This window comes from Blastococcus sp. SYSU DS0616, assembly GCF_054051015.1.
In genome coordinates, this window is sequence record NZ_JBJHAJ010000009.1 from 55,641 (window position 1) to 77,151 (window position 21,511).

General features: G+C 74.3%; 25 protein-coding genes. 10 read left to right on the plus strand and 15 right to left on the minus strand.

Annotated features, from left to right (window positions below):
- Nucleotides 1-21 precede the first annotated feature (21 nt).
- Nucleotides 22-1,485 carry an NAD-dependent succinate-semialdehyde dehydrogenase gene (locus tag ACI79K_RS08915; protein WP_456589277.1) on the minus strand — a complete coding sequence of 488 codons (1,464 nt, stop codon included), beginning with the start codon at nucleotides 1,483-1,485 and terminating at the stop codon, nucleotides 22-24.
- Nucleotides 1,486-1,624: 139 nt separating this feature from the next.
- Between ACI79K_RS08915 and ACI79K_RS08920 the strand changes: the two genes are divergently transcribed.
- Both ACI79K_RS08920 and ACI79K_RS08925 read left to right on the plus strand, forming a co-directional pair.
- On the plus strand, nucleotides 1,625-2,371 hold the full coding sequence (locus ACI79K_RS08920; RefSeq protein ID WP_456599536.1) for an SOS response-associated peptidase: 747 nt from the start codon (nucleotides 1,625-1,627) through the stop codon (nucleotides 2,369-2,371).
- 1 nt (nucleotide 2,372) lies between these two features.
- The gene (locus ACI79K_RS08925) at nucleotides 2,373-3,926 is read left to right on the plus strand and encodes a fused MFS/spermidine synthase (protein ID WP_456599537.1); all 1,554 of its coding nucleotides are present in this window, start codon (nucleotides 2,373-2,375) and stop codon (nucleotides 3,924-3,926) included.
- A gap of 2 nt (nucleotides 3,927-3,928) precedes the next feature.
- On the opposite strand, the gene ybaK is transcribed toward ACI79K_RS08925, so the two are convergent.
- On the minus strand, nucleotides 3,929-4,402 hold the full coding sequence (gene ybaK, locus ACI79K_RS08930) for a Cys-tRNA(Pro) deacylase (RefSeq protein WP_456599538.1): 474 nt from the start codon (nucleotides 4,400-4,402) through the stop codon (nucleotides 3,929-3,931).
- Nucleotides 4,403-4,598: 196 nt separating this feature from the next.
- Here ybaK and ACI79K_RS08935 point away from each other — a divergent pair, with 196 nt between their 5' ends.
- On the plus strand, nucleotides 4,599-5,294 hold the full coding sequence (locus ACI79K_RS08935) for a sigma-70 family RNA polymerase sigma factor (RefSeq protein ID WP_456589273.1): 696 nt from the start codon (nucleotides 4,599-4,601) through the stop codon (nucleotides 5,292-5,294).
- Complete coding sequence (gene rsrA, locus ACI79K_RS08940; protein ID WP_456589272.1) at nucleotides 5,291-5,629, plus strand: mycothiol system anti-sigma-R factor; 339 nt, start codon at nucleotides 5,291-5,293, stop codon at nucleotides 5,627-5,629. The genes ACI79K_RS08935 and rsrA overlap by 4 nt, the downstream gene beginning before the upstream one ends.
- A 112-nt stretch (nucleotides 5,630-5,741) precedes the next feature.
- On the opposite strand, the gene ACI79K_RS08945 is transcribed toward rsrA, so the two are convergent.
- The gene (locus tag ACI79K_RS08945; protein ID WP_014377707.1) at nucleotides 5,742-5,816 is read right to left on the minus strand and encodes a 50S ribosomal protein bL37; all 75 of its coding nucleotides are present in this window, start codon (nucleotides 5,814-5,816) and stop codon (nucleotides 5,742-5,744) included.
- Nucleotides 5,817-5,991: 175 nt separating this feature from the next.
- Here ACI79K_RS08945 and ACI79K_RS08950 point away from each other — a divergent pair, with 175 nt between their 5' ends.
- Entirely contained in the window at nucleotides 5,992-7,041 is a 1,050-nt protein-coding gene (locus ACI79K_RS08950; RefSeq protein WP_456599539.1) for a biotin carboxylase N-terminal domain-containing protein, read from the plus strand.
- A gap of 30 nt (nucleotides 7,042-7,071) precedes the next feature.
- Nucleotides 7,072-7,323, plus strand: a complete 252-nt coding sequence (locus ACI79K_RS08955; RefSeq protein WP_456599540.1) for a biotin/lipoyl-binding carrier protein — start codon at nucleotides 7,072-7,074, stop codon at nucleotides 7,321-7,323.
- Nucleotides 7,324-7,381: 58 nt separating this feature from the next.
- Here ACI79K_RS08955 and ACI79K_RS08960 read toward each other — a convergent pair whose 3' ends face one another.
- Nucleotides 7,382-7,879, minus strand: a complete 498-nt coding sequence (locus ACI79K_RS08960) for a GNAT family N-acetyltransferase (RefSeq protein ID WP_456599541.1) — start codon at nucleotides 7,877-7,879, stop codon at nucleotides 7,382-7,384.
- A gap of 80 nt (nucleotides 7,880-7,959) precedes the next feature.
- Between ACI79K_RS08960 and ACI79K_RS08965 the strand changes: the two genes are divergently transcribed.
- Nucleotides 7,960-9,441 (plus strand): sensor histidine kinase, encoded by a 1,482-nt coding sequence (locus tag ACI79K_RS08965; RefSeq protein WP_456589268.1) that lies wholly within the window; start codon nucleotides 7,960-7,962, stop codon nucleotides 9,439-9,441.
- Between the two features lie 129 nt (nucleotides 9,442-9,570).
- On the opposite strand, the gene ACI79K_RS08970 is transcribed toward ACI79K_RS08965, so the two are convergent.
- On the minus strand, nucleotides 9,571-9,822 hold the full coding sequence (locus tag ACI79K_RS08970; protein WP_091928851.1) for a WhiB family transcriptional regulator: 252 nt from the start codon (nucleotides 9,820-9,822) through the stop codon (nucleotides 9,571-9,573).
- Between the two features lie 278 nt (nucleotides 9,823-10,100).
- Nucleotides 10,101-11,126 (minus strand): diacylglycerol/lipid kinase family protein, encoded by a 1,026-nt coding sequence (locus ACI79K_RS08975; protein ID WP_456599542.1) that lies wholly within the window; start codon nucleotides 11,124-11,126, stop codon nucleotides 10,101-10,103.
- Nucleotides 11,127-11,214: 88 nt separating this feature from the next.
- Here ACI79K_RS08975 and ACI79K_RS08980 point away from each other — a divergent pair, with 88 nt between their 5' ends.
- Nucleotides 11,215-11,697 (plus strand): hypothetical protein, encoded by a 483-nt coding sequence (locus tag ACI79K_RS08980; protein ID WP_456597177.1) that lies wholly within the window; start codon nucleotides 11,215-11,217, stop codon nucleotides 11,695-11,697.
- An 85-nt stretch (nucleotides 11,698-11,782) separates the two neighbouring features.
- On the opposite strand, the gene ACI79K_RS08985 is transcribed toward ACI79K_RS08980, so the two are convergent.
- The 6 genes from ACI79K_RS08985 to sodN form a co-directional block, all read right to left on the minus strand.
- Nucleotides 11,783-12,565: an HAD-IIA family hydrolase gene (locus ACI79K_RS08985; protein ID WP_456599543.1), complete on the minus strand. Its 783-nt coding sequence runs from the start codon at nucleotides 12,563-12,565 to the stop codon at nucleotides 11,783-11,785.
- Between the two features lie 24 nt (nucleotides 12,566-12,589).
- On the minus strand, nucleotides 12,590-13,072 hold the full coding sequence (locus ACI79K_RS08990; RefSeq protein WP_456599544.1) for an N-acetyltransferase family protein: 483 nt from the start codon (nucleotides 13,070-13,072) through the stop codon (nucleotides 12,590-12,592).
- The gene (pssA, locus tag ACI79K_RS08995) at nucleotides 13,069-13,896 is read right to left on the minus strand and encodes a CDP-diacylglycerol--serine O-phosphatidyltransferase (RefSeq protein ID WP_456597999.1); all 828 of its coding nucleotides are present in this window, start codon (nucleotides 13,894-13,896) and stop codon (nucleotides 13,069-13,071) included. Before pssA ends, ACI79K_RS08990 begins: the two co-directional genes overlap by 4 nt.
- A 10-nt stretch (nucleotides 13,897-13,906) precedes the next feature.
- A complete protein-coding gene (locus tag ACI79K_RS09000; protein ID WP_456589262.1) occupies nucleotides 13,907-14,563 on the minus strand; it encodes a phosphatidylserine decarboxylase in 657 nt (218 codons plus the stop codon).
- 49 nt (nucleotides 14,564-14,612) lie between these two features.
- The gene (locus ACI79K_RS09005; RefSeq protein ID WP_456599545.1) at nucleotides 14,613-15,860 is read right to left on the minus strand and encodes a PP2C family protein-serine/threonine phosphatase; all 1,248 of its coding nucleotides are present in this window, start codon (nucleotides 15,858-15,860) and stop codon (nucleotides 14,613-14,615) included.
- A 112-nt stretch (nucleotides 15,861-15,972) separates the two neighbouring features.
- Entirely contained in the window at nucleotides 15,973-16,377 is a 405-nt protein-coding gene (sodN, locus tag ACI79K_RS09010) for a superoxide dismutase, Ni (RefSeq protein ID WP_456589260.1), read from the minus strand.
- 51 nt (nucleotides 16,378-16,428) lie between these two features.
- Here sodN and ACI79K_RS09015 point away from each other — a divergent pair, with 51 nt between their 5' ends.
- The gene (locus ACI79K_RS09015; protein WP_456599546.1) at nucleotides 16,429-16,827 is read left to right on the plus strand and encodes a S26 family signal peptidase; all 399 of its coding nucleotides are present in this window, start codon (nucleotides 16,429-16,431) and stop codon (nucleotides 16,825-16,827) included.
- Here the strand turns inward: ACI79K_RS09015 and ACI79K_RS09020 are convergent.
- Nucleotides 16,813-17,415, minus strand: coding sequence for a dTDP-4-dehydrorhamnose 3,5-epimerase family protein (locus ACI79K_RS09020; RefSeq protein WP_456589258.1), 603 nt, complete (start codon nucleotides 17,413-17,415; stop codon nucleotides 16,813-16,815). The genes ACI79K_RS09015 and ACI79K_RS09020 overlap by 15 nt on opposite strands.
- 53 nt (nucleotides 17,416-17,468) lie before the next feature.
- On the opposite strand from ACI79K_RS09020, the gene ACI79K_RS09025 reads away from it, so the two are divergent.
- Complete coding sequence (locus ACI79K_RS09025; RefSeq protein ID WP_456589257.1) at nucleotides 17,469-18,665, plus strand: NAD(P)-dependent malic enzyme; 1,197 nt, start codon at nucleotides 17,469-17,471, stop codon at nucleotides 18,663-18,665.
- Nucleotides 18,666-18,732: 67 nt separating this feature from the next.
- Here ACI79K_RS09025 and ACI79K_RS09030 read toward each other — a convergent pair whose 3' ends face one another.
- Together ACI79K_RS09030 and ACI79K_RS09035 are read right to left on the minus strand one after the other, a co-directional pair.
- Nucleotides 18,733-20,160, minus strand: coding sequence for a pyridoxal phosphate-dependent decarboxylase family protein (locus tag ACI79K_RS09030; RefSeq protein ID WP_456599547.1), 1,428 nt, complete (start codon nucleotides 20,158-20,160; stop codon nucleotides 18,733-18,735).
- Nucleotides 20,157-21,500: an MFS transporter gene (locus ACI79K_RS09035; protein WP_456599548.1), complete on the minus strand. Its 1,344-nt coding sequence runs from the start codon at nucleotides 21,498-21,500 to the stop codon at nucleotides 20,157-20,159. The genes ACI79K_RS09030 and ACI79K_RS09035 overlap by 4 nt, the downstream gene beginning before the upstream one ends.
- Nucleotides 21,501-21,511 lie beyond the last annotated feature (11 nt).

Genomic DNA, 21,511 nt, shown 5'->3' on the forward strand with positions numbered 1-21,511 from the left:
GAGGAGGACGGGGTCCTTCCATCAGCCCGCCTGCGGCTTGTCGGCCTTCTTGACCGGCACGGTGCGCAGCAGCCGCCGGTTGGCGAACTCGAACATCGCCAGCTCGGAGAGCTCCCGGCCGTAGCCCGAGCGCTTGATGCCGCCGAACGGCAGCTCGGGGGAGGAGCCGGTGGGCTGGTTGATCCACACCATCCCGGCCTCCAGCCGCTCGGCCACCGCGCGGGCGCGGTCGAGGTCGCTGCTCATCACCGTGGCGCCGAGGCCGAAGGCGCTGTTGTTCGCCAGCTCGACCGCCTCGTCGGCGTCCTTCACCTTGTAGACGACGGCGGCCGGGCCGAACAGCTCCTCGCTGTAGGCGCGCATGTCCGGGGTGACGTCGGTGAGGATCGTGGCCTCGACGAACGCACCCGGGCGGTCGGGCCGCCGGCCGCCGGCGACCACGGTCGCCCCCTTGTCGATCGCGTCCTGGATCTGCGCGTGCAGGTCCTGCGCGGCCCGCTCGCTGGACAGCGGCGCCAGCGACGTCGAGGAGTCGGCCGGGTCGCCCGGGGAGAAGGTCGAGAACGCCTGCTTCAGCCCCTCGACGAACGGCTCGTACAGCTCCTCGGTGACGATCAGCCGCTTCGAGGCGGTGCACGCCTGCCCGGTGTTCTGCATCCGGCCCATCGTCGCGGCCTTGACCGTCGCGGCCATGTCGTCGGCGTCGAGCACGATGAACGGGTCGCTGCCGCCGAGCTCGAGCACCGACTTCTTGAGGTGCTTGCCCGCCAGCGCGCCGACCGCGCTGCCGGCGCGCTCGCTCCCGGTGAGGGTCACGCCCTGGATGCGGGGGTCGGCGATGACCTGCTCGACGTCGGAGATGCGCAGGAAGGTGTTGGTGAAGACGCCCTCGGGTGCACCGGCGTCGGCGAACAGCTGCTCGATCGCCACCGCGCACTGCGGGGTGATCTCGGCGTGCTTGAGGATGACGGTGTTGCCGAGCACCAGGTTCGGGCCGGCCACCCGGACCACCTGGTAGAAGGGGTAGTTCCACGGCTCGATGGCGAGCAGGACGCCGATCGGGCGGGTCTCGATGACCGCCTCGCCCTTGCCCATCAGCGGCTGGATCGGCGTCGGCTCCAGGAAGCCGGGGCCGTTGTCGGCGTAGTACTTGAGGATCATCGAGCAGAGGTACAGCTCACCGGTGGCCTCGTCGCGGCGCTTGCCCATCTCCGTGGTGATGAGCTTCGCCAGGTCCTCGCGGCGCTCGTCCATCAGCTCGGCGGCTCGGCGCACCACGGCGGCGCGGTCGGCGACCGGGAGCTCGCGCCACTGCTGGTAGGCGGCGTGCGCCCGCTCGATGATGCCGTCGATCGCCTCGGTCGGCGTGAAGTCGAACTCCTTCTCCGTCTCGCCGGTGAAGGGGTTGACCGTCGCGTAGCGCCGGTCGGCGCTGTCGCTGGCGGTCTTCGGGTGGTCGGTCGGTGGGTTCTGCGTCGCGGTCACGCGGTGATCCTCGTCTCTCGTCGAGCGTTCCGACAGAGGGGCCCTACCCGGTGGTCGCTGGCACACGCACGGGCGCCGGCTCGTCGGTGGCCGCACCTACAGTGCTGGGGGAACAGCCCCGTGCCCTCGAGGAGGCGTCATGTGCGGTCGCTACGCGGCCAGCCGCAAGCCCGAGGACCTCGCGCTCGAGTTCGAGGCGGTCCCGGCCGGCGGGCAGCCCCCGCTGGCCGCCGACTACAACGTGGCGCCGACCAAGGACGTCTACGTCGTCCGGCACGCCCGCGAGCGCGACACCGAGGGCAGGCCGACCGGTGGAGGGTTCCGCGAGCTGCGGGCGGTGCGCTGGGGGCTGGTGCCCTCGTGGGCCAAGGACGTGTCGGTCGGCAACCGGATGCTCAACGCCCGGGCGGAGTCGTTGACCGAGAAGCCGGCCTTCCGCAGCGCGGCGCGCTCGCGGCGGTGCCTGGTCCCGGCCGATGGCTGGTACGAGTGGGCCAAGCGCCTGGACTCCCCGGCCAAGCAGCCCTACTTCGTCACCCCCGAGGACGGGTCGGTGCTCGCCATGGCCGGCCTCTGGGAGGTCTGGGGAAAGGGGGAGGACCGGCTCTACACGTGCACCGTGGTCACCGCCCCGGCCACCGGTGCGCTCGCCGAGATCCACGACCGGATGCCGCTGGTGCTCCCGCGGGAGCGCTGGGCGGAGTGGCTGGACCCCGCACGCGAGGACGTGGCGGAGCTCGCCCGGTCCACCCCGCCGGAGCTCGTCGCCGGCCTGGAGCTGCGGCCGGTGAGCCCGGCGGTCAACAGCGTGCGCAACAACGGGCCCGAGCTGCTGGCCCGGGCGGACGGCGTGGACGCCCCCGCCGACCAGCCGGCGCTGTTCTGACGTGGCAGCGGACGAGGCATCCGCCGGTGCTCCGGTCGACACGCCGCCGCCACCCCCACCACCGGGCGGCGCGCTGCCGGCCTGGGTCGCGGCGGGGCTGACCTTCCTCAGCTCCGGCGCGGTCCTCGTGCTGGAGATCGTCGGCCTTCGGCTGATCGCGCCCTACGTCGGCGTGACCGTCCAGACGAGCACCGCCGTGATCGGCTTCGCCCTCGCGGCGATCGCCGTCGGCGCGTGGCTGGGTGGTGCGACGGCCGACCGCACGGACCCGCGCCGGCTGCTGGCGCCGCTGCTGATCGCCGGCGGGGCCCTGGTCGTCGCCGTGCTGCCGCTGGTCCGGTTCACCGGCTCGCTGCTCAGCGGGGCCGACGCCGGGGGCGTGCTGCTGCTGGCCGCGGTCGCCGTGGTCGTGCCCGCGGCGCTGCTCTCCGCCGTCCCGCCGATGGTCGTGAAGCTCCAGCTCGCCAGCCTGGACGAGACCGGCGCGGTCGTCGGGCGGCTGTCGGGCATCGGCACGCTCGGGGGGATCGCGGCGACGTTCGCCACCGGGTTCGTGCTCGTGGCGGTCCTGCCCAGCAGCGTCATCCTCGTCGCCACCGGTGCGGTCACCGTGCTCACCGGCGTGGCGGTCGGCGTGGTCCTGCGGCGCGGTGACGGGCTGCGCACCGTCCCGGCCGGCCTGCTCGTCCTGGCCGTCGTCGGCGCCGGCCTCGCCGCGGTCGCCCCCACCCCCTGCGAGGAGGAGACGGCCTACCACTGCGCGCGGGTGGTGGCCGATCCGGAGCGGCCCTCGGGCCGGGTGCTGATGCTCGACACCCTCAGGCACTCCTACGTCGACCTCGCCGACCCGACCCACCTGGAGTTCGCCTACATCCGGGCGGTCGCCGCGGTGACCGATGCCGTCTTCCCCACGGGCGAGCCCATCTCCGCACTGCACGTCGGGGGTGGTGGGCTCACGCTGCCGCGGTACCTCGCCGAGGTGCGGCCCGGCACCGAGAGCGTGGTGGTGGAGGTGGACCCCGGCGTGGTCGCGATGGACCGCGAGCAGCTCGGGCTGGAGACGTCGGCCGACCTGCGGGTGCGGGTCGCCGACGGCCGGGTCGGGCTGGCCGAGGAGCCGGCGGGGCAGCGCGACCTCGTCGTCGGCGACGCCTTCGGCGGGCTCTCCGTGCCCTGGCAGCTGACCACCCGGGAGGCGCTGGAGCTGGTCGACCGGGCGCTGGCCGACGACGGCGTCTACGCGGTCAACCTCATCGACCACCCACCGCTGTCGTTCGTGCGCGCCGAGCTGGCCACGATGCGCGAGGTGTTCGAGCACGTGGTCCTCCTGGCCCGCGCGCCGGTCCTGGCCGGGGAGGACGGCGGCAACGTCATCGCGGTGGGGTCGCAGCGGCCGCTGCCCGCCGAGGAGATCGCCGCCGCGCTGACCCGCCGGGACCTGGCCTGGCAGGTGGCGGAGGGGGAGGAGCTGACCCGGTTCATCGGGGACGCCCGCGTGCTGACCGACGACTTCGCCCCGGTCGACCAGCTCCTGACGCCGTACGCGGCGCCCTGACCTCAGCGTCCGATGGAGGCGGTGCGGGCGCGCGTCAGCCGCACCAGCTCGGCCGGGGGCAGCTCCAGCTGCAGCCCGCGCCTCCCGGCGCTGACCAGCACCGTCGGGAAGTCCAGTGCGGAGGCGTCGACGACCGTGGGCAGCGCCTTGCGCTGCCCCAGCGGGCTGATGCCGCCGAGGACGTAGCCGGTGGCCCGCTCGGCGTCGACCGGGTCGGCCATCGCCGCCTTGCGTCCACCGGCGGCGGTGGCCAGCGCCTTGAGGTCGAGGGTCCCGCTGACCGGCACCACGGCGACGGTGAGGACGCCGTCGACCCGGGTGACCAGGGTCTTGAACACCTGCCGCGGATCAGCCCCCAGCGCGGCGACCGCTGCCTCGCCGTGGCCCTGGTCGGCCGGGTGCTCGGGGTCGTACGGGTGCAGCGTGTGGGCCACGTTCGCCTGCTCCAGGACCCGTACCGCCGGGGTTGCCGCCACGGCGCCGCAGCGTAGCGAGCACGGCCCGTCGGGAATGGCCGCGGCCGCCGGTGCCGTTGCACCGGCCGTGAGCAGCAGCGTCTCCACCACTCGCGCACGGGCTGTGCACCGGCGTCCCCCGGGCCGTCCGGACGCCGCACGGCTAGGATCGACCGACGTGGTGCCCCGCGTCCGGGGGCCCCGGAGAGGACGGTCGGTGCCTGAGGATTCCGTGGTCGACAACCCCGGTCAGCTGCCCGAGGGCGCGCCGGTGGAGGTGCCCGAGGCCCGCGAGGGCGGGAGTCGCACGGAGCTCGCCGAGACCCGCGCCGAGCGGGACGCCCGGTTCGAGCGCGACGCGCTGCCCTACCTGGACCAGCTCTACCCGGCGGCCCTGCGGATGACCCGCAACCCGGCCGACGCCGAGGACCTGGTGCAGGAGACCTTCGTGAAGGCCTACTCCGCGTTCCACCAGTTCGCCGAGGGCACCAATCTCAAGGCCTGGCTGTACCGGATCCTCACGAACACCTACATCAACAGCTACCGCAAGAAGCAGCGGCAGCCGCAGCAGTACCCCACCGACCAGGTGCAGGACTGGCAGCTCTACGCCGCCGAGGAGCACACCTCCTCGGGCCTGCGGTCGGCCGAGATCGAGGCGCTGGACCACCTGCCGGACTCCGACATCAAGGAGGCCCTGCAGCAGCTGCCGGAGGACTTCCGGCTCGCGGTCTACCTGGCCGACGTCGAGGGGTTCGCCTACAAGGAGATCGCCGAGATCATGGGCACGCCCATCGGCACGGTGATGTCCCGGCTGCACCGCGGTCGCCGAGGGCTGCAGAAGCTGCTGGCCGACTACGCCCGGGAGCGGGGCTTCGTCCGCGCCGGGGCCGGTGAGGAGGCGACCCGCCCGTGAGCGACCAGCAGGGGGCCGGTGAGCCCCTCGACATCAACTCGTGCGACGACGTCCTGACGCACGTCTTCGAGTTCCTCGACCACGAGACCTCCGACGAGCGCCGGGGCGTGATCGCCGAGCACCTCGACGAGTGCTCGCCCTGTCTGCGCCAGTTCGGCATCGAGCAGGAGTTCAAGGCGCTGGTCCGGCGACGCTGCGGTGGCGACAAGCCGCCGTCGGGTCTGCGCGACCGCATCAAGATGCAGCTGACGAGCGTCTCGTTCGAGGAGGACGGGACCCAGGTCAGCGTCGAGCGGCTGACGATCGAGCACTCGGAAGAGCGTCCCACCGCCTGAGTGGGGGGCGAACGCCAGAGGCCCAGAACCCGACGGGTTCTGGGCCTCTGGCGTCCGGCCCCGTTCAGGGGCCCACCCTGAGCCTGCGAAGGGTGGGGAGGACGGGGTCCTTCTAGGCGTTGGGGCGCTTGCCGTGGTTGGCCTTGTTCCCCTTGCGGGAGCGACGCTTGCGTCCGCGCTTGGACATCGCTGCCCTCCTCTCATACTTGCTGGTGGGCCGGGCGGCCCGTGGGTTGTGCGGGGGGCCGGAGCCGGCGCACGCGGGGTGCGCCGCGCTGGCGGACCCGCCAAGCTGACCCGGCAAGCCTCTCACGGGGAGAGCCGGCCGTGCGCCGGGCAGGGCGAACGCAGGAGGAGCAGCAGTGCCGCAGCTGGGGATCGAGACCGTCCTCGTCGCCGGACGGGGACCCGCTGGGTGCGCCGTGGTCCGGGCGTGCCAGCGGCTCGGCCTCAAGGCGGTGGCGGTGCACAGCGAGACGGAGCGCTCGGCACGGCACGTCCGCCTGGCCGACGACGCAGTGCTGCTGGGGCCTGCGCCGGCCGCCGAGTCCTACCTGGCCGTCGACCGGATCGTGGAGGCGGCCCGGCGCAGCGGCGCCGATACGGTCCTCCCGGTTCCTCCCGCCCTGGCCGGCAACGCGCGACTGGCCGCCGAGGTGGTCCGGGCGGGTCTGCGCTGGGGCGGCCCCGATGCCGAGGTCCTGGAACGCCTCGGTGGCGACGGCGTGGAGCCGGCCAGCGAGCGCGGCTTCCTCGCCTGGGTGACCGCTGACGGACTCCGTTTCGACACCCCGGTGGCGCGGGATCGCGCCGCCGGCATCGCCCGGGTGTCCTGGACCCCCGGCGAGCCCCGGCAGCTGCCCGCGGCCGCGCACCGCCTCGCCGAGGTGGGCTGGCGCGGGCTGGTCACCGTCGGCATCGCCCCCGACGGCGAGCTGGCCGAGGTCGCCGCGGGCTTCTCGCTGGACATGGCGGTGCTCGAGCGGTCGCACGGTGTGGACGCCGTCGAGCTGGCGCTGCGCAGCGCCGTCGGGCCCCGGGTCCCCGGGCCGGGCCCCGTGGCCCGCACCGAGCCGCGGGCGGCGGTCGTCGCACAGCTGCGCGCCACGCTCCCGCCGGGGACCGCCGGCCGGATCAGCGGTCGCCTCCCCGGCTCCGGGCGACCGCCCGCGGCCGAGGGCGGCGTGGACCTGGTCGCGGTCAGCGGTTACGACCCCGGTGACCGGCTGGACGGCTGGTACGACGCGCTGCTGGCCACCGTGAGCGCCGGCGCGGACGACGTCGCGGCGGCGGCGCGTGCGGCCGGCCTGGCGCTGTCCGGGCTGGCCGGGGCCGGGGTGCCGCACGACGGCCCCGAGGTCTGCGCGGTGCTCGGCGGGCTGGCCGAGGGGCGCGCCTTCCCCGAAACCTGACGCCCGGGGCCCGTGCTTGGATGGGGGCTCATGATCGGGCGGGCGCGGGAGGTTCCGGTGGCGGTCGAGGAGATCCACGCGGAGATGGTCTCCAGTGTCTGGAAGGTCCTGGTGGAGCCCGGTGCGCGGGTGTCCGCCGGTGACACGCTGGTGATCCTGGAGTCCATGAAGATGGAGATCCCGGTGCTCACCGAGCGCGCGGGGACCGTGCAGGAGCTCCACGTGGTCGAGGGCGAGGTCCTCCAGGAGGGCGACCTCATCGCCACCGTCGCCGACGCCTGAGAAAGGACCCCGTCCTCCCCACCCCTCGCAGGCTCGGGGCGGTCCCCTGGACGGGGCCTCAGACGTCGCGGGTGTAGACGAGCAGGTCGACGCCGGGGGCGGGCGTCCAGTCGCGCGCCGGCAGCCGGGTGAAGCCCAGCCGCTCGTAGAGCCGGTGGGCCGCGCGCATGCGTGTGCCGGTGGAGATGACGACGCGCCGCCGGCCCGCCGCGCGGGCGCGGGCCAGGCACGCCTGCACCAGGGCGGCGCCCACTCCGCGGCCCTGCGCCCGCGGGTCGACCACGAGCATGCGGAAACCGGCCTCGTCGGGGGACTCGAGCACCTCGCCGAACTCGCCGCCCGCCACGAACGCCACGCTGCCGATCAGCCGGCCGGCCTCGTCGCGGGCGACCAGCAGCTCGGCCAGCCGCGCACGACCGGCCACGTCGGCCAGCTCGGCGGCGTACCCCGCCGACGCCAGGCCGCCGCGCACGTACACGTCCACGGTGAGCGCGGCGATGCGGTCGTGGTCGGCGGGGACCGCCGGCTCGATGCGGACGGCGGGGAGGGGAGGCACGCGGTGCAGCGTAGGAGAGGACCCGGTCCCGCTCGCCCGCTCGGGGTGGGCCTCGGGACGGGTCATAGGCTCGGGGCACCATGAGCAGCCTCTCGGAGCGCCTCACCCGTGGCACGGCGTCCAGCCCCGCCCAGATCGACCACGCCCGGCGGCTGGTCGCCGACTGGCAGCTGCTGGCCGACCTCGCCTTCGCCGACCTGACGCTCTGGGTGCCGCTGTCCTCGGGATCGTGGTGGTGCGTCGCCCAGGTCCGCCCGCTCACCGCGCCGACCAGCCGGCCGGAGGACATGGTCGGCGTCGAGGTGGACGCCGACGCGGCGCGGTCGTTCACCGCGGCGCTCCGCGACGGGCGGCCGGTCACCGACGGGGAACCGGACCGGTCGGGGACGCCCCCGCGCCGGCGCGAGGTCATCCCCGTGCGGCACGAGGGCGTGGGGATCGCCGTCCTGGCCAAGGACACCAACCTCGCGGTGACGCGGGCGCCGTCGACGCTCGAGCTCACCTACCTCGACATCGCCGCCGACCTCTGCCTCATGGTGTCCGCGGGCACCTTCCCGCCGGTCAGGGCGCAGGACGCGGAGATGAGCCCGCGTGTGGGGGACGGGCTGGTTCGCCTCGACGGGGCGGGCAGGGTCACCTACGCCAGCCCGAACGCCCTCTCGGCCTACCGCCGGATCGGGGTGGTCGGCGACCTGGCCGGCGCCGTCCTCGCGGAGGTGACGTGCCGCGTGGTCACCGACCGCGTGGCGGGGGAAGCGGCGGCCGCCGGCATCACCGCGGCGATCGCGGGTCGCTACCTGGACCCCATGGACGTCGAGGCAGCCAGCGCGACGCTGCTCCTGCGGGCCCTGCCGCTGCACGCCCCCGGCGCCGAGCCCGGGGCGCTGGTGCTGGTCCGCGACGTGACCGACGTGCGGCGTCGGGACCGGGCGCTGCTCACCAAGGACGCGACCATCCGGGAGATCCACCACCGGGTGAAGAACAACCTGCAGACGGTCGCCGCGCTGCTGCGTCTGCAGGCCCGCCGGATGACCGAGCCCGCGGCCCGGGCGGCGCTGGAGGAGTCGGTGCGCCGCGTGGCGTCCATCGCGGTCGTGCACGAGACGCTCGCCGGCAGCCGGGAGGACGTCGTCGACGTCGACGACGTCCTGGACCAGGTGCTCCCGATGCTCGGTGACCTGACCTCCGTGGGGCCCGCGGCCCGCACCCGCCGCACCGGCTCGTTCGGCGAGCTGCCCGCGGCGGCGGCGACCCCGCTGGTCCTCGCCGTGACCGAGCTGCTGCACAACGCGGCCGAGCACGCGTTCCCCGAGGGGGAGCCGGGGGTCATCGAGCTGGTCGCCGAGCGCGAGGGGGACGACCTACGGGTCCGGGTCCGCGACGACGGGCAGGGCCTGCCACCGGACTTCGACCCGGCGACGAGCGACGGGCTCGGCCTGCAGATCGTGCGGACGCTGGTCACCAGCGAGCTGGGCGGGAGCCTGACGATGGGGACGCTGGAGGGCCGGTCGGGCACCGAGGTCGTGCTGACGTTGCCCTGCACCGCCCGGCCGCGGCGGTGAGAGCTGCACCGTCCCGGACGACGCCGAGGCCGGTCCGGGAGGACCCGGACCGGCCTCGTGGCGGTCGGTGCGTTCGCGGTGGTGCGGTGGGCCGCCGGTGAACCCCGGCGGCCGTCGTGGTGGTCCGGATCAGGCGGTGTGGACCCGGGTGCGAGCCTGACGCCGCTTCAGCGCGCGCCGCTCGTCCTCGGAGAGCCCACCCCAGACACCGGAGTCCTGGCCCGAGCGCAGGGCCCAGTCCAGGCACGACGAGACCACCGGGCAGCGCTGGCACACGGCCTTGGCCTGCTCGATCTGGACGAGAGCGGGGCCGGTCGTCCCGATCGGGAAGAACAGCTCCGGGTCCTCGTCCCGGCAGAGCGCGCGGTGGCGCCAGTCCATGGCGTTGTACTCCTCGATGTCGTCTGCGGTCGGTGCGTCAGTCGCCTTGCTCGGTCTGCGATCGCCGGGCCGACACCGGTCACCCAGCGTCTTGGCGGCAGCGACTGCCTGCTTTGTTACCGGCAGGTTGCGTCCCAGCAGCGATGTTTTCACGTGCCGGACGCCTGTCAAGCGAATCGGGGTCGACGCTGACCCCCGCGTGAGCAACCTCACCACGCCCGTGCTAGGCCCGCCACCCGGCGGGGGGAAAAGCCGTGCCGATCACTCAAGAAGAGCCGTCAGGCGATCACGCGCAGGGCGTGCGGGACGTCCGTGATCCGGACGCCGGTGGCCGTGCCCAGGTGGTCGCCGTCGACCTGCCAACCCTGCGGCCGGACGGCGGTGATCGACAGCTCCCGGAGGTCGTGCCACCGGTGCAGGCCGCGTCCGCGCAGATCCGGCTCGGGCCGCATGGTCTGCCGCAGGGCGCGCAGCATCCGGGCGGCACCCATGCGGCCCAGGGCGAAGACGTCCAGCCCGGTGTCGAAGGAGGCCTGCGGCGTCGGGTTGACCGGTCGCGCCCCCAGGTAGGTCCAGGGGCTGACGTTGGACACCAGGCAGAGGAACAGCTCCTCGACGGGTGGCTCGCCGGGCACCTGGAGCGTCATCGCGGGGCGTCGCCGCTCCCGCCCGAACAGGAAGGCGCTGGTGCCCTCCCGGACGTAGAGCGCGCCGGTCGACCGGCGCCCCCGGGCGCGATGGGCCTCCACCCGGGCGATCACCTCGGCGTCGAACCCGAAGCCGGCGGCGAACACGAACCACCGGGGGGCGGTCCACCCCGGGCCGTCGGCGTCGGCGTCGGCCCGGGCGACCGCCTCTGCCGCCTCCGGCGCGACCCCGGTGACCGCCGCGGTGCTCGTGCCGGTGGCGCTCGCGGTGCCCAGCGACACCGACCGCGTCCGGCCGGCGCGCAGCGAGGCGAGGATCTCGGCGGTCGCCTCCACCGGGTCGCGCGACCGGCCGAGGGCCCGGGAGAACACGTTGGTCGACCCGCCCGGCACGACCGCCAGCGTCGGCACGGCCGGTCCGGGCCCGTCGGTGAGCAGGCCGTTGACCACCTCGTTCACGGTGCCGTCGCCGCCGAGGGCGACGACGACGTCGATCCCCTCGGCGGTCGCCCGGGCGCCCAGTTCACGGCCGTGCCCCCGGTGCGTCGTCTCGGCGACGTCCACCTTCAGCTCGCTGGCCAGCGCGCCGACGAGCACGTTGCGCATCTTGGCGGTCGTGGTCGTGGCCGCAGGGTTGACGACCACGAGCGCGCGCATGCCGCCAGGCTATCCAGCGGCCCGGCGTGGGTGCGGCAGGACGTCCGGTGGGCGACCGCAGCCCGGGCCCGGGCGTAATCTCGCCGTCGTGACCGAGGACCGCGGAGCGCCCACCCCGCCGCCCCGTCGCCTCGCCGACCGGCTGTTCGGCGCCACCGCCGCCCAGCCGGCGCCGCGCCCCGCCGGGCCGGCGACGGAGGCGCCGCCGTCACTGCGCCGGGCGGCCCTGGCGGTGGCCCTGGAGGCCGTGGCGTTCGCGGTGGGCGCGCTGGTGCTGCTCTACCTCACGTTGACCGGCGCCCCGCAGAGCGTGCCCCGCGCGCTCGCCGAGGTGGTGCTGGCCGCGCTGGCCGCCGGCGTGCTCGGGGCCGCCGCGCGAGGGCTGTGGAGGGTCGCCGGCTGGGCCCGGGCGCCGGTGGTGGCGATGCAGCTGTTCCTGGGGCTGACCGGCTTCACGTTCGCCTTCTCCGCGCAGCAGCCGCTGATCGGCCTGCCGATCCTGGCGCTGGTGGGCGCGGTGCTCTACCTGCTGGCCGCGCCCGACTCGCGGCTGGCGTACGACGGCCGCTGAACGAGGACCCCCTTCCCCCATCGCTCGCACGCTCGGGGCGGGCCCCTGAACGGGGCCGGTAGGGGGTGGGCGACGGGTTCCTTCTTCAGACCAGGTCGATCACGTCGGCGATGGAGTCGAGGACCCGGCTGGGCCGGAACGGGAAGCGGCTCACCTCGCTCGCGGAGGTGGACCCGGAGAGGACCAGCACCGTCTCCAGGCCCGCCTCGATACCGGCGACCACGTCGGTGTCCATGCGGTCGCCGACCATGATCGTCGACTCCGAGTGCGCCTCGATCCGGTTCATCGCGCTGCGGAACATCATCGGGTTGGGCTTGCCGACGAAGTACGGCTTGGCGCCGGTCGCCGCGGTGATCATCGCGGCCACCGAGCCGGTGGCAGGCAGCGGACCCTCCGGCGAGGGGCCGGTCACGTCCGGGTTGGTCGCGATGAACCGGGCGCCGCCCTCCACCAGCCGGATCGCCCGCGTGATCGCCTCGAACGAGTACGTGCGCGTCTCCCCGAGGACGACGTAGTCCGGATCGGTGTCGGTCATGACGTACCCGACCTCGTGCAGCGCGGTGGTCAGCCCCGCCTCGCCGATGACGTACGCCGAGCCGCCGGGCAGCTGGGTGGCGAGGAAGTCGGCGGTCGCGAGTGCCGAGGTCCAGATCGCCTCCTCGGGTACGAGCAGGCCGGTCCGGCTGAGCCGGGCCGCGAGGTCGCGGGGCGTGAAGATGGAGTTGTTGGTCAGGACCAGGAACCGGCGCCGTCGCTCGACCAGCCGGTCGAGGAAATCCTTGGCACCCGGCAGGGCGTTCCCCTCGTGGACGAGGACCCCGTCCATGTCGGTCAGCCAGCACTCGATCGGTCCGCGCTCGGTGGTCACGGGTCGAACGCTAGCGCCGCGCGGTCAGGTTCGGTCGTCGGAGGCGAACGACGCGAGCGCGTCGTCGGTCAGGCGGAACACCGTCCACTCGTCCATGGGGACGGCGCCGGCCGCCCGGTAGAACTCGATCGACGGGGTGTTCCAGTCCAGCACCGACCACTCCAGCCGGGAGTAGCCGCGCTCGACGCAGACCGCGGCGAGCGTGCGGAGCAGCTCCTTGCCCAGGCCCGTGCCCCGGTGCCGCGGCTGGACGTAGAGGTCCTCGAGATAGATGCCGTGGGTGCCGCGCCAGGTGGAGAAGTTGAGGAACCACAGGGCCATGCCCACGACCTGGCCGTCGCGTTCGGCCACGTGGCCGAACAGGGCCGGGGAGGCGCCGAACAGGCAGTCGGTGAGCTGCTCCTCGGTCAGCCGGACCTCGGAGAGGGCGCGCTCGTAGTCGGCGAGCTCGCGCACCAGCCCGACCACGGCGGGGACGTCGTCGGGCCGGATCGGCCGCACGCTCACGACAGGACCTCCTTGAGCCGTCCGGGCACCAGCCGGCCCAGCGGGGAGAGCACCGGGACGAGGACCGGGGCCAGCAGGTAGCCGTAGGCCAGCACGCACCCGGTGACGACGGGGAACAGCGCGAAACCGATCACCAGCAGCACAGCCGTGGCGACCAGCCCGTAGGGGCGACCGCTCTTGGGGCTGACCAGCGAGCGGAAGGACCGGAACCGGATGTTGGTCACCATCAGCACGGCCGGGACCGCGACCACCAGCAGCACCCAGAGCCGGTCGCGGCCCTGCATGTCGTCGCCGAACGCGAACACCGACGCGAGCACGACACCGGCCGCACCGGGGCTGGGCATGCCGATGAAGTACCGCTTGTCCGCCGTCGGGTCGATGGTGGTGTTGAAGCGGGCGAGCCGGATGGCCGCGCACGCCACCCAGAGGAAGCAGACCACCCAGCCCACCGGGTCCCACTCGTCGCGGCCCTCGGAGAACAGCGTGAACGCCAGCAGCGCCGGTGCCAGGCCGAAGGAGACCAGGTCGGCCAGCGAGTCGAACTGCAGGCCGAAGGGCGTCACCGCGCCCACCAGCCGGGCGACGGCGCCGTCGGTGATGTCGAACAGCACCGAGAGCCCGATCAGGACGGCGGCGAGGGTGTACTGACCGCGGATGGAGACCAGGATCGCGCCGAAGCCGCACAGCATGTTGCCGAGGGTGAACAGGCTGGGCAGCGTGGCCAGCGCGCGGCGCCGGCTTCCCCGCACGGAACCGCGGACGAACTCGACGGTGGCCGTGCGACGGGTCTGCGGACGGCGCTCACCGGACGCGGAGCTGGGCACGCCGATGCCCTCAGCCGGCCGAGGGCCAGCGGGCGATGACGGTCTCGCCGCCGCGCACGCGCTGCCCCTTGGTCACGGTGAGGGTGCACTCGCGCGGCACGAAGACGTCCATGCGGGAGCCGAACTTCATCAGCCCCATGCGTTCCCCCGTCGCCAGCGTGCGGCCCGGCCCGGTGCGGGTGACGATCCGGCGCGCCAGCACCCCGACGATCTGGCGGAAGACGACCGTGCGGTCGCCGTCCCGGAGCCGCAGCTCGCTGCGCTCGTTGCGGTGCGCCGATTCCTTGCGGTAGGCCGCCAGGAAGCTGCCCCTGCGGTAGGAGCTCTCCACGACCTCGCCGCGGTAGGGGGAGCGGTTCACGTGCACGTCGACCACCGACAGGAAGACGCTGATCTGCTGCCAGCCGCCCTCGGGGGCGTCGTCGGGCGCCACCCCTTCCTGGGGCTCGCCGGCGACCATGACCACGCCGTCCGCGGGGGAGAGGACGTCGTCCGGATCGGCCGGCACGGTGTCGCACCGCCGGTCGGGATCCCGGAAGAACAGGGCCATGTAGGCCGAGAGGGCCAAGAACGGCCAGACGGCCCACCGGCGTCCGGCCACGCCGAGGCCGGCCGCGGGAAGGAGGGGTCCGGTGATGAAAGGCCACCCGGCCCGGTCGATGCGCATCGTCCTCAGACCGTACCGGCCCCGGCCCGGGATGGTCCGGACGCCGGGTTCAGGCAGGGGGCGAGGTGATGTCAGGGTCGGCCCCCTGCTCGGTGGTGCGCGACCGGGGCGGCCCGCCGTACCAGTCGAGGCAGATCATCGTGGCGTCGTCGCGGAGGTCCCCGCCGGTCTCCTTGAGCACGGCCCGGCCGAGGGCGCGGACCACCTCACGCGGGTGAAGGTCGGCCGTGTCGGCGAGAGCCCTGGCGACGTCCAGGTCGACCGCGTTGCGCTCCTGCATGCCGTCGGTCAGGAAGACGATCCGGTCCCCGGGCTCGAGCGGGAAGGGCTGGGCGCCGAAGGACTTGCCGGGCACGACGCCGAACGGCGGTTCGACCCGTAGTTCGATCTCCTCCACCCGGCCGTCGCGCAGCCGCAGTGGGAGGACGTGCCCGGCGTTGACGACGGTCGCGGTGCCGGCGTGCAGGTCCACCTCCACCAGCTGCCCGGTGACGAACTGCCCGGCGTCCGCGTTCTCCGCCAGGGAGTCGTTGGCGTACCTGGCCTGTTCGGCGAGGTCGAGGCCGCGGCGTCGGCCGTTGCGCAGGGCGCCGACCAGGAGTGTGGCCAGCAGGGCTGCCGAGACCTGGTGGCCGACGGCGTCGGTGATCGACAGCTGGAGGCGGTCGCGGTCGAGCGTGTAGTCGAAGGTGTCCCCACCGACCGAGCTGGCCGGCTCCAACCAGCCGGCGAGGGTGAACTGGCCGGCCTCGCACGTGTAGGACGCCGGCAGCAGTCGGCGCTGGATCTCCGCCGCCAGCGCGAACGGCGTCGTGCGCTGGCCCCACTCGAAGACGTCGGTGTGCCTGCGGGCGGCGATGACGACGTAGGCGAGCGCGTGCGCCGCGTTGCGGACGTCGGCCATCTCCTTCTGGGAGGGGTATCGGGCCAGCTCTATCTCGATCACGCCGATCGCGTCGCCCCGGTCGGTGACCGGCACGACCATCACCGCCCCGCCGGCGGACTCCCGGACGTCGGCCTCCTGCGTCCGCAGCACCTGCTCGTAGACCGTGCCGTCCAGCGGCAGCGTCTCGGCCTGCTCGGCCCCGCGCTCGCGGGCGCCCTCGACGGGCACGGCGGATGTCAGCCGGACGACGGCCCGGCCGGTGAAATCGGCGATCAGCAGGGTCACCCTGCGGGCCTCGACCATTGCGCCCAGGGCGTCCGTCACGGCCTCCACCGCCTCGATGGGCGGCGCGGCCTCGACCTTCTCCAGGAGGGCCCCGACGTCGATCACGAAGTCCTCCGAATCACGCATGGGCAAACCCTAGGCGCAGGCCCGGCGCCGCCAGGCCCGAAGGGCTGCACGAGACGTGGCTGCCGGGCCGCCCACCTGGGCGGCCCGGCAGCCGAGGGGTCCTGCGGGAGGCTCAGGCAGCGGCCTTGGTCTCCCAGAAGATCTTGTCGATCTCCGCGATGTAGTCGAGCAGCTTCTGGCCCTCGGCGGGGTCCATGCTGCCCTTGCCGCCGGCCGCACCTGCCTGCTTCGTGGCCTTGTTGAACAGCTCGTGCAGGTGCGGGTACTTCTCGAAGTGCGGCGGCTTGAAGTAGTCGGTCCACAGCACCCACAGGTGGTGCTTGACCAGGTCGGCCCGCTGCTCCTTGATCATGATCGCCCGGGTTCGGTAGACCGGGTCCTCGTTGCTCTGGTACTTCTCCTGGATGGCCTTGACCGATTCCGCCTCGATGCGGGCCTGGGCCGGGTCGTACACGCCGCAGGGGAGGTCGCAGTGCGCGGTGGCCTCCACGGCGGAGAACATGCGGAACAGACGCATGAGAGGTGCCTCCGGGTTCGTGGGGTTGGATCTTCTGCGACCCTACCCCCGGTGATCAGCGCGAACACGTCGGGCGGTCGCGGTCCGGAAGGCGGTCCCGGGCTGCCGGCGCGCTGGGTGCTGGCCCGGGTGGCCGGCCCGTCGATGTCACCCACCGTCCGGCACGGGGACCGGCTGGTCGTGCGGCGGCTGCCCGTCGGGTCGCCGGTCCGCCCCGGTGACGTCGTGCTGGCCCGCTTCCCGGCCCGACCGGAGCTGCTGGTGGTCAAGCGGGTGCGCCGCGCCGTCGACGGCGGGTGCTGGGTCGAGGGGGACAACCCGTTCCTGACCGACGACAGCCGTTCCTTCGGTGTCGCCGTCGCCGTCGGCCGCGTCGTGGGCCGCCTCTGGCCGCGCCCCGGCCGGCTCCCGGACGCCCCTCCGCCGGGTCCGCTCTCAGACCTCGCGTAGCTGGGCGTACCGCGCGGCGCACTCGGCCATGGTCGGCAGCAACCCCTGCTCGCGCGCCTCGGCGAGGGTGGGCGCGTTCCGGTCCTTGGCCGACAGCTGGAGATCGAGGCCCGACGGCCAGGGCAGGTCCAGGTCGGGGTCCAGGGGGGAGATGCCGAACTCCCGGCCCGGGTCGTAGGCGGAGGAGACCAGGTAGGTGACCGAGCTGCGGTCGGCGAGGGCGACGAACGCGTGGCCCAGCCCCTCGGCCAGGTAGACCGCGCGCGGCTGCTCGCTGTCCAGCAGCACCGCGTCGTGCACGCCGAAGGTGGGGGAGTCGACGCGCACGTCGACGACGACGTCGAGCACCCGGCCGGAGGGGCAGTAGACGTACTTGGCCTGACCGGGGGGCACCAGGGCGAAGTGCACGCCGCGCAGGGCGCCCGCGCTGGAGACGCTGTGGTTGGCCTGCGCCAGGGTCAGCGGGTGTCCCACTGTCTGGGACAGCAGGTCGGCGCGATACCACTCGGTGAAACTGCCCCGCGTGTCCCCGTGCGGCGTCAGATCGATGACGTAACTGTCGGGCACGGCGAGCTCACTGATCTCCACGTGCGCACCGTAGCGACAGGGCGGCCTCCGGCCGTGGTTACGCTGCTGTGCCCATGAGCGGAAATCCGGCCTCCGGGGACCACGTCGGCACCGACCGCTTCGCCGCCGATCCGGCGTTCGCGGTGCACGAGGGCGGGAAGCTCTCCGTGTCCTCCACCCGCTCGATCGGCTCCATCGCCGACCTCGCCCTCACGTACACGCCGGGCGTCGCCCGGGTGTCCAGCGCGATCGCCGCCGAGCCGGAGCTGGCCCGCCGGTTCACCTGGGCGCCCCGTGTCGTCGCGGTGGTCTCCGACGGCACCGCCGTCCTCGGGCTCGGCGACATCGGCCCGGCCGCGTCCCTGCCGGTGATGGAGGGCAAGGCCTGCCTGTTCAGCGAGTTCGCCGGTCTCTCCTCGGTGCCGATCGTCCTCTCCACGACCGACGTCGACGAGATCGTCGAGACGGTCGCCGCCATCGCGCCGTCGTTCGGCGGGATCAACCTCGAGGACATCAGCGCCCCCCGCTGCTTCGAGATCGAGGCCCGGCTGCGCGAGCGCCTGGACATCCCCGTCATGCACGACGACCAGCACGGCACGGCGATCGTCGTGCTCGCCGCGCTGCGCAACGCCGCGGCGGTGGTCGGCCGGGAACTGGGGGACCTGCGGGTCGTCGTCTCGGGCGCCGGCGCCGCCGGCGTCGCCTGCACCAAGATCCTGCTCGAGGCGGGGGTGGGAGAGATCGCCGTGGCCGACTCGCGCGGCGTCCTGCACCTCGGCCGCGACGGGCTGACCGGCACCAAGCGGTGGCTCGCCGAGAACACCAACCCGTCGGGGTTCGCCGGCTCCATGGTCTCGGCGCTGCGCGGGGCCGACGTCTACCTGGGGGTCTCCGGGGGCTCGGTCCCCGAGGAGGCGATCGCGTCGATGGCGGAGAACTGCATCGTGTTCTCCCTGGCCAACCCGACGCCCGAGGTGGATCCGCAGATGGCCGCCAAGTACGCCGCCGTCGTCGCCACCGGCCGCAGCGACCTGCCGAACCAGATCAACAACGTGCTCGCCTTCCCGGGGGTCTTCCGCGGCGCGATCGACGCCGGCGCGACCAGCATCACCGAGGAGATGAAGCTCGCGGCCGCCACGGCCATCGCCGGCGTCGTCGGTGCCGACCTGCGGCCCGACTACATCGTGCCCAGCCCGCTGGACCGCCGGGTCGCGACCGCCGTCGCCGAGGCCGTGGCGGCCTGTGCGCGCGACCAGGGCGTCACCCGCTGATGGAGGACCTCGTCCTCCCCGCCCTTCGCACGCTCAGGGCGGGCCCCGGGACGGGGCCGGAAGGACATCAGGGCCGGTAGACCCGGCCGAGGACGCCGGCCAGCAGCCGCTCGGCGACCGGTCGGGGCAGCGCCGCGACCAGGGCGTGCACCGGGGCCATGCGCTCGGGTAGCGAGCCGCCGGAGATCCCGGCCAGCTCGAGCAACGCCTCCACCTCGGCCACGGTCAGCGCCGCGGGGTCGATCGTGGCGGCCGCCGCCACCAGCTCGGGATCGGGCACGGGGCGGGGGAGCGCGGCGGCCGCCCGGGCCGCGTCGCGGAGATCGGCCAGCAGGGCCGTCACCCGGTCGGCGGTGGCCGCCGTGACGGTGAGGTGCAGGGTGGCCGGGAGGTCCCCACCGTCCTGGGCGAAGGGCGGCTGCGGCTGCAGCAGCCAGCCGCGGGCGGTCATCTCGTCGGCGAGGTTGAGGACGTCCACGCCGTCCGGGCCGTCCGCGGCCAGCGCCACGAGGGTGGTGGCGGGGCGCCCGACCACGCGCACCCCGGGGATGTCGCGCACGCCCTCGGCCAGGGCGCACGTGGCCCGGCGCGCGCGGGCGGCGAGCTCCCGGTAGCCGTCGTCGCCCAGCCACCGGTGCACCGCCCAGGCGGCCGCCATGGCACCGGCCGGGCGGGTGCCGGCCAGGGTCGGGTTGACCACGGGGTAGCCCGGCCAGCCGGCGGTGGTGAACCAGTGCGCGTGCCGGAGCTCGGGGGTGGCGGTCAGCAGGACCGAGACGCCCTTGGGCGCGTAGCCGTACTTGTGCAGGTCCACCGACAGCGACGTCACCCCCGGTACCGACAGGTCGAAGGGCTCCGGGACGTCGTCCAGGAAGGGCAGCACCCAGCCGCCGATGCAGGCGTCCACGTGGCAGGGCACCCCGGCGCCGGCCGCGAGCCCGGCGATCTCCCCCACGGGGTCGAGCACTCCGTGCGGGTAGGACGGCGCGCTGACGACCGCCAGCACGGTGCGCTCGTCCAGCTGCCGCACCACCGCCGACGGGTCGGCGCGGCAGGTCTCCGCGTCGACGGGGATGTCGACGACCTCCACCCCGAACAGGTGCGCGGCCTTGCGGAAGGCCGCGTGGGCGGTGACCGGCAGGAGCAGCCGGGGCCGTCCGGCCCCGCCCCGCGCCCGCCACTGCTCGCGCGCGGCGAGGACGGCGAGCTCGCAGCTCTCGGTGCCGCCGCTGGTCAGCGTCCCCACGGCATCAGGCCCGCCGCCGAGCAGTCCGAGCGCGGCGCCGACCAGGTCGTTCTCGATGCGGGCCACGCTGGGGAAGGCGGTCGGGTCCAGCGCGTTCGTCCACTGGAACGCCGCCTGGGCGGCCGCCGCCAGCTCCTCGACCTCGGCCCGGCCGGAGTCGTAGACGTAGGCCATGGTGGCGCCCCCGTGGGTGGGCACGTCGCCGGCCTGCAACGCGGTGAGCTCGGCGAGCACGTCCTGCGGGTTCACGCGGGGACCTCCTGGGCGGTCGCGGGGGTGAGGCGGTAGCGGGCGAGCACGGGCAGGCTGGCCAGGACGAGCACGGCGGGCAGCACGCTGAAGCCGAGCCGGACGGCGGTGAGGGCGGTCGAGGACTGGGTCACCGTCTCCCCACCGGTGGAGGAGACGTAGCCGGCCAGCGCGAGCAGTCCGCCGAGCAGCCCCGGGCCGATCGCGAGCCCGAGGGTCTCGGCCGCCGTCCAGACCCCGGTGAACACGCCGGCCCGTCGCCGGCCGGACGCCGCCTCGTCGGCGGCGATGACGTCGGGCAGCATGGCGAGCGGGAACATCTGCATGCCGGCGTAGCCGATCCCCACGAGGACGACGAGGGCCAGCACCAGCCCGGTCCCGCCCGCGTCGCCCACCGCCAGGCCCGCCGCCGCGGCCGCGAAGAGAGTGACCGAGGAGAGCAGCCCGGCGCGCTTGCCCACGGTGCGGCTGACCCGCAGCCACAGCGGCATGACGAGGATCGCCGGGCCCACCAGCGCGGCGAACAGCAGCGATCCGGCGGCCGGGTCGCCGAGGACCTGGCGCGAGTAGTACGGCACCCCGGCCAGCATCACGCCGATCCCCAGCGCCTGGACGACGAACCCGGTGAGCAGCACCCGGAACGGCCGGGACCGCCACGCCAGCGCCAGCGCGGCGCCCAGCCGTTCCTCGCTGCGCACCTGGGTGAGCGTCGGCGCCCGCCGGGTCCCGGCGACCGCGCCCAGCATGCCGACCGCCAGCAGCACGGCCACGAAGACCGCCATCGCCAGGTGACCGCCGCGCCCGCCGCCGGCCAGGTCGACGACGGCGGGCGCCCCGGCGCCGGCGAGCAGGATGCCGACGGCGAGCGCCGCCACGCGCCACGACATCAGGGTGGCCCGCTCACCCGGGTCGTCGGTGATCTCCGCCGGCTGGGCTACGTAGGGCACCTGGAACAGCCCGTAGGCGGTGGCCGCCAGCAGGAAGGTCACCGCGACCCAGGTGGCGGCCACCCAGGGCGGGGCGCCGGGGCCGGCGAACACGAGCACGAACAGCGGGGGCAGGGTGACCCCGCCGGCCAGCATCCACGGCCGGCGGGGCCCCCAGCGGCTCACCGTGCGGTCCGACCGGCTGCCGATCCACGGGTTGAGCCAGACGTCCCACGCCTTGGGCAGGAACACCACCAGACCCGCGACCCCGGCGGCCACGCCCAGCACGTCGGTCAGGTAGTACAGGAGCAGCAGCCCCGGCACCGTGCCGAACGCCGCCGTCCCGATCGAGCCCAGCGCGTACCCGAGGTGGACGCCCCGGTCGAGCCGGGGACCAGGTGAGACGGCCGTCACAAGTGCTGCAC

Coding starts and splice junctions, on each gene's coding strand:
- ACI79K_RS09000 (WP_456589262.1), bottom strand. CDS start 14,563: ATGCGCATCGACCGGGCCGGGTGGCCTTTCATCACCGGACCCCTCCTT.
- ACI79K_RS09005 (WP_456599545.1), bottom strand. CDS start 15,860: ATGCGTGATTCGGAGGACTTCGTGATCGACGTCGGGGCCCTCCTGGAG.
- ACI79K_RS08955 (WP_456599540.1), top strand. CDS start 7,072: ATGATCGGGCGGGCGCGGGAGGTTCCGGTGGCGGTCGAGGAGATCCAC.
- ACI79K_RS08965 (WP_456589268.1), top strand. CDS start 7,960: ATGAGCAGCCTCTCGGAGCGCCTCACCCGTGGCACGGCGTCCAGCCCC.
- ACI79K_RS08920 (WP_456599536.1), top strand. CDS start 1,625: ATGTGCGGTCGCTACGCGGCCAGCCGCAAGCCCGAGGACCTCGCGCTC.
- ACI79K_RS08970 (WP_091928851.1), bottom strand. CDS start 9,822: ATGGACTGGCGCCACCGCGCGCTCTGCCGGGACGAGGACCCGGAGCTG.
- sodN (WP_456589260.1), bottom strand. CDS start 16,377: ATGCGTCTGTTCCGCATGTTCTCCGCCGTGGAGGCCACCGCGCACTGC.
- ACI79K_RS09025 (WP_456589257.1), top strand. CDS start 17,469: ATGAGCGGAAATCCGGCCTCCGGGGACCACGTCGGCACCGACCGCTTC.
- ACI79K_RS08975 (WP_456599542.1), bottom strand. CDS start 11,126: ATGCGCGCGCTCGTGGTCGTCAACCCTGCGGCCACGACCACGACCGCC.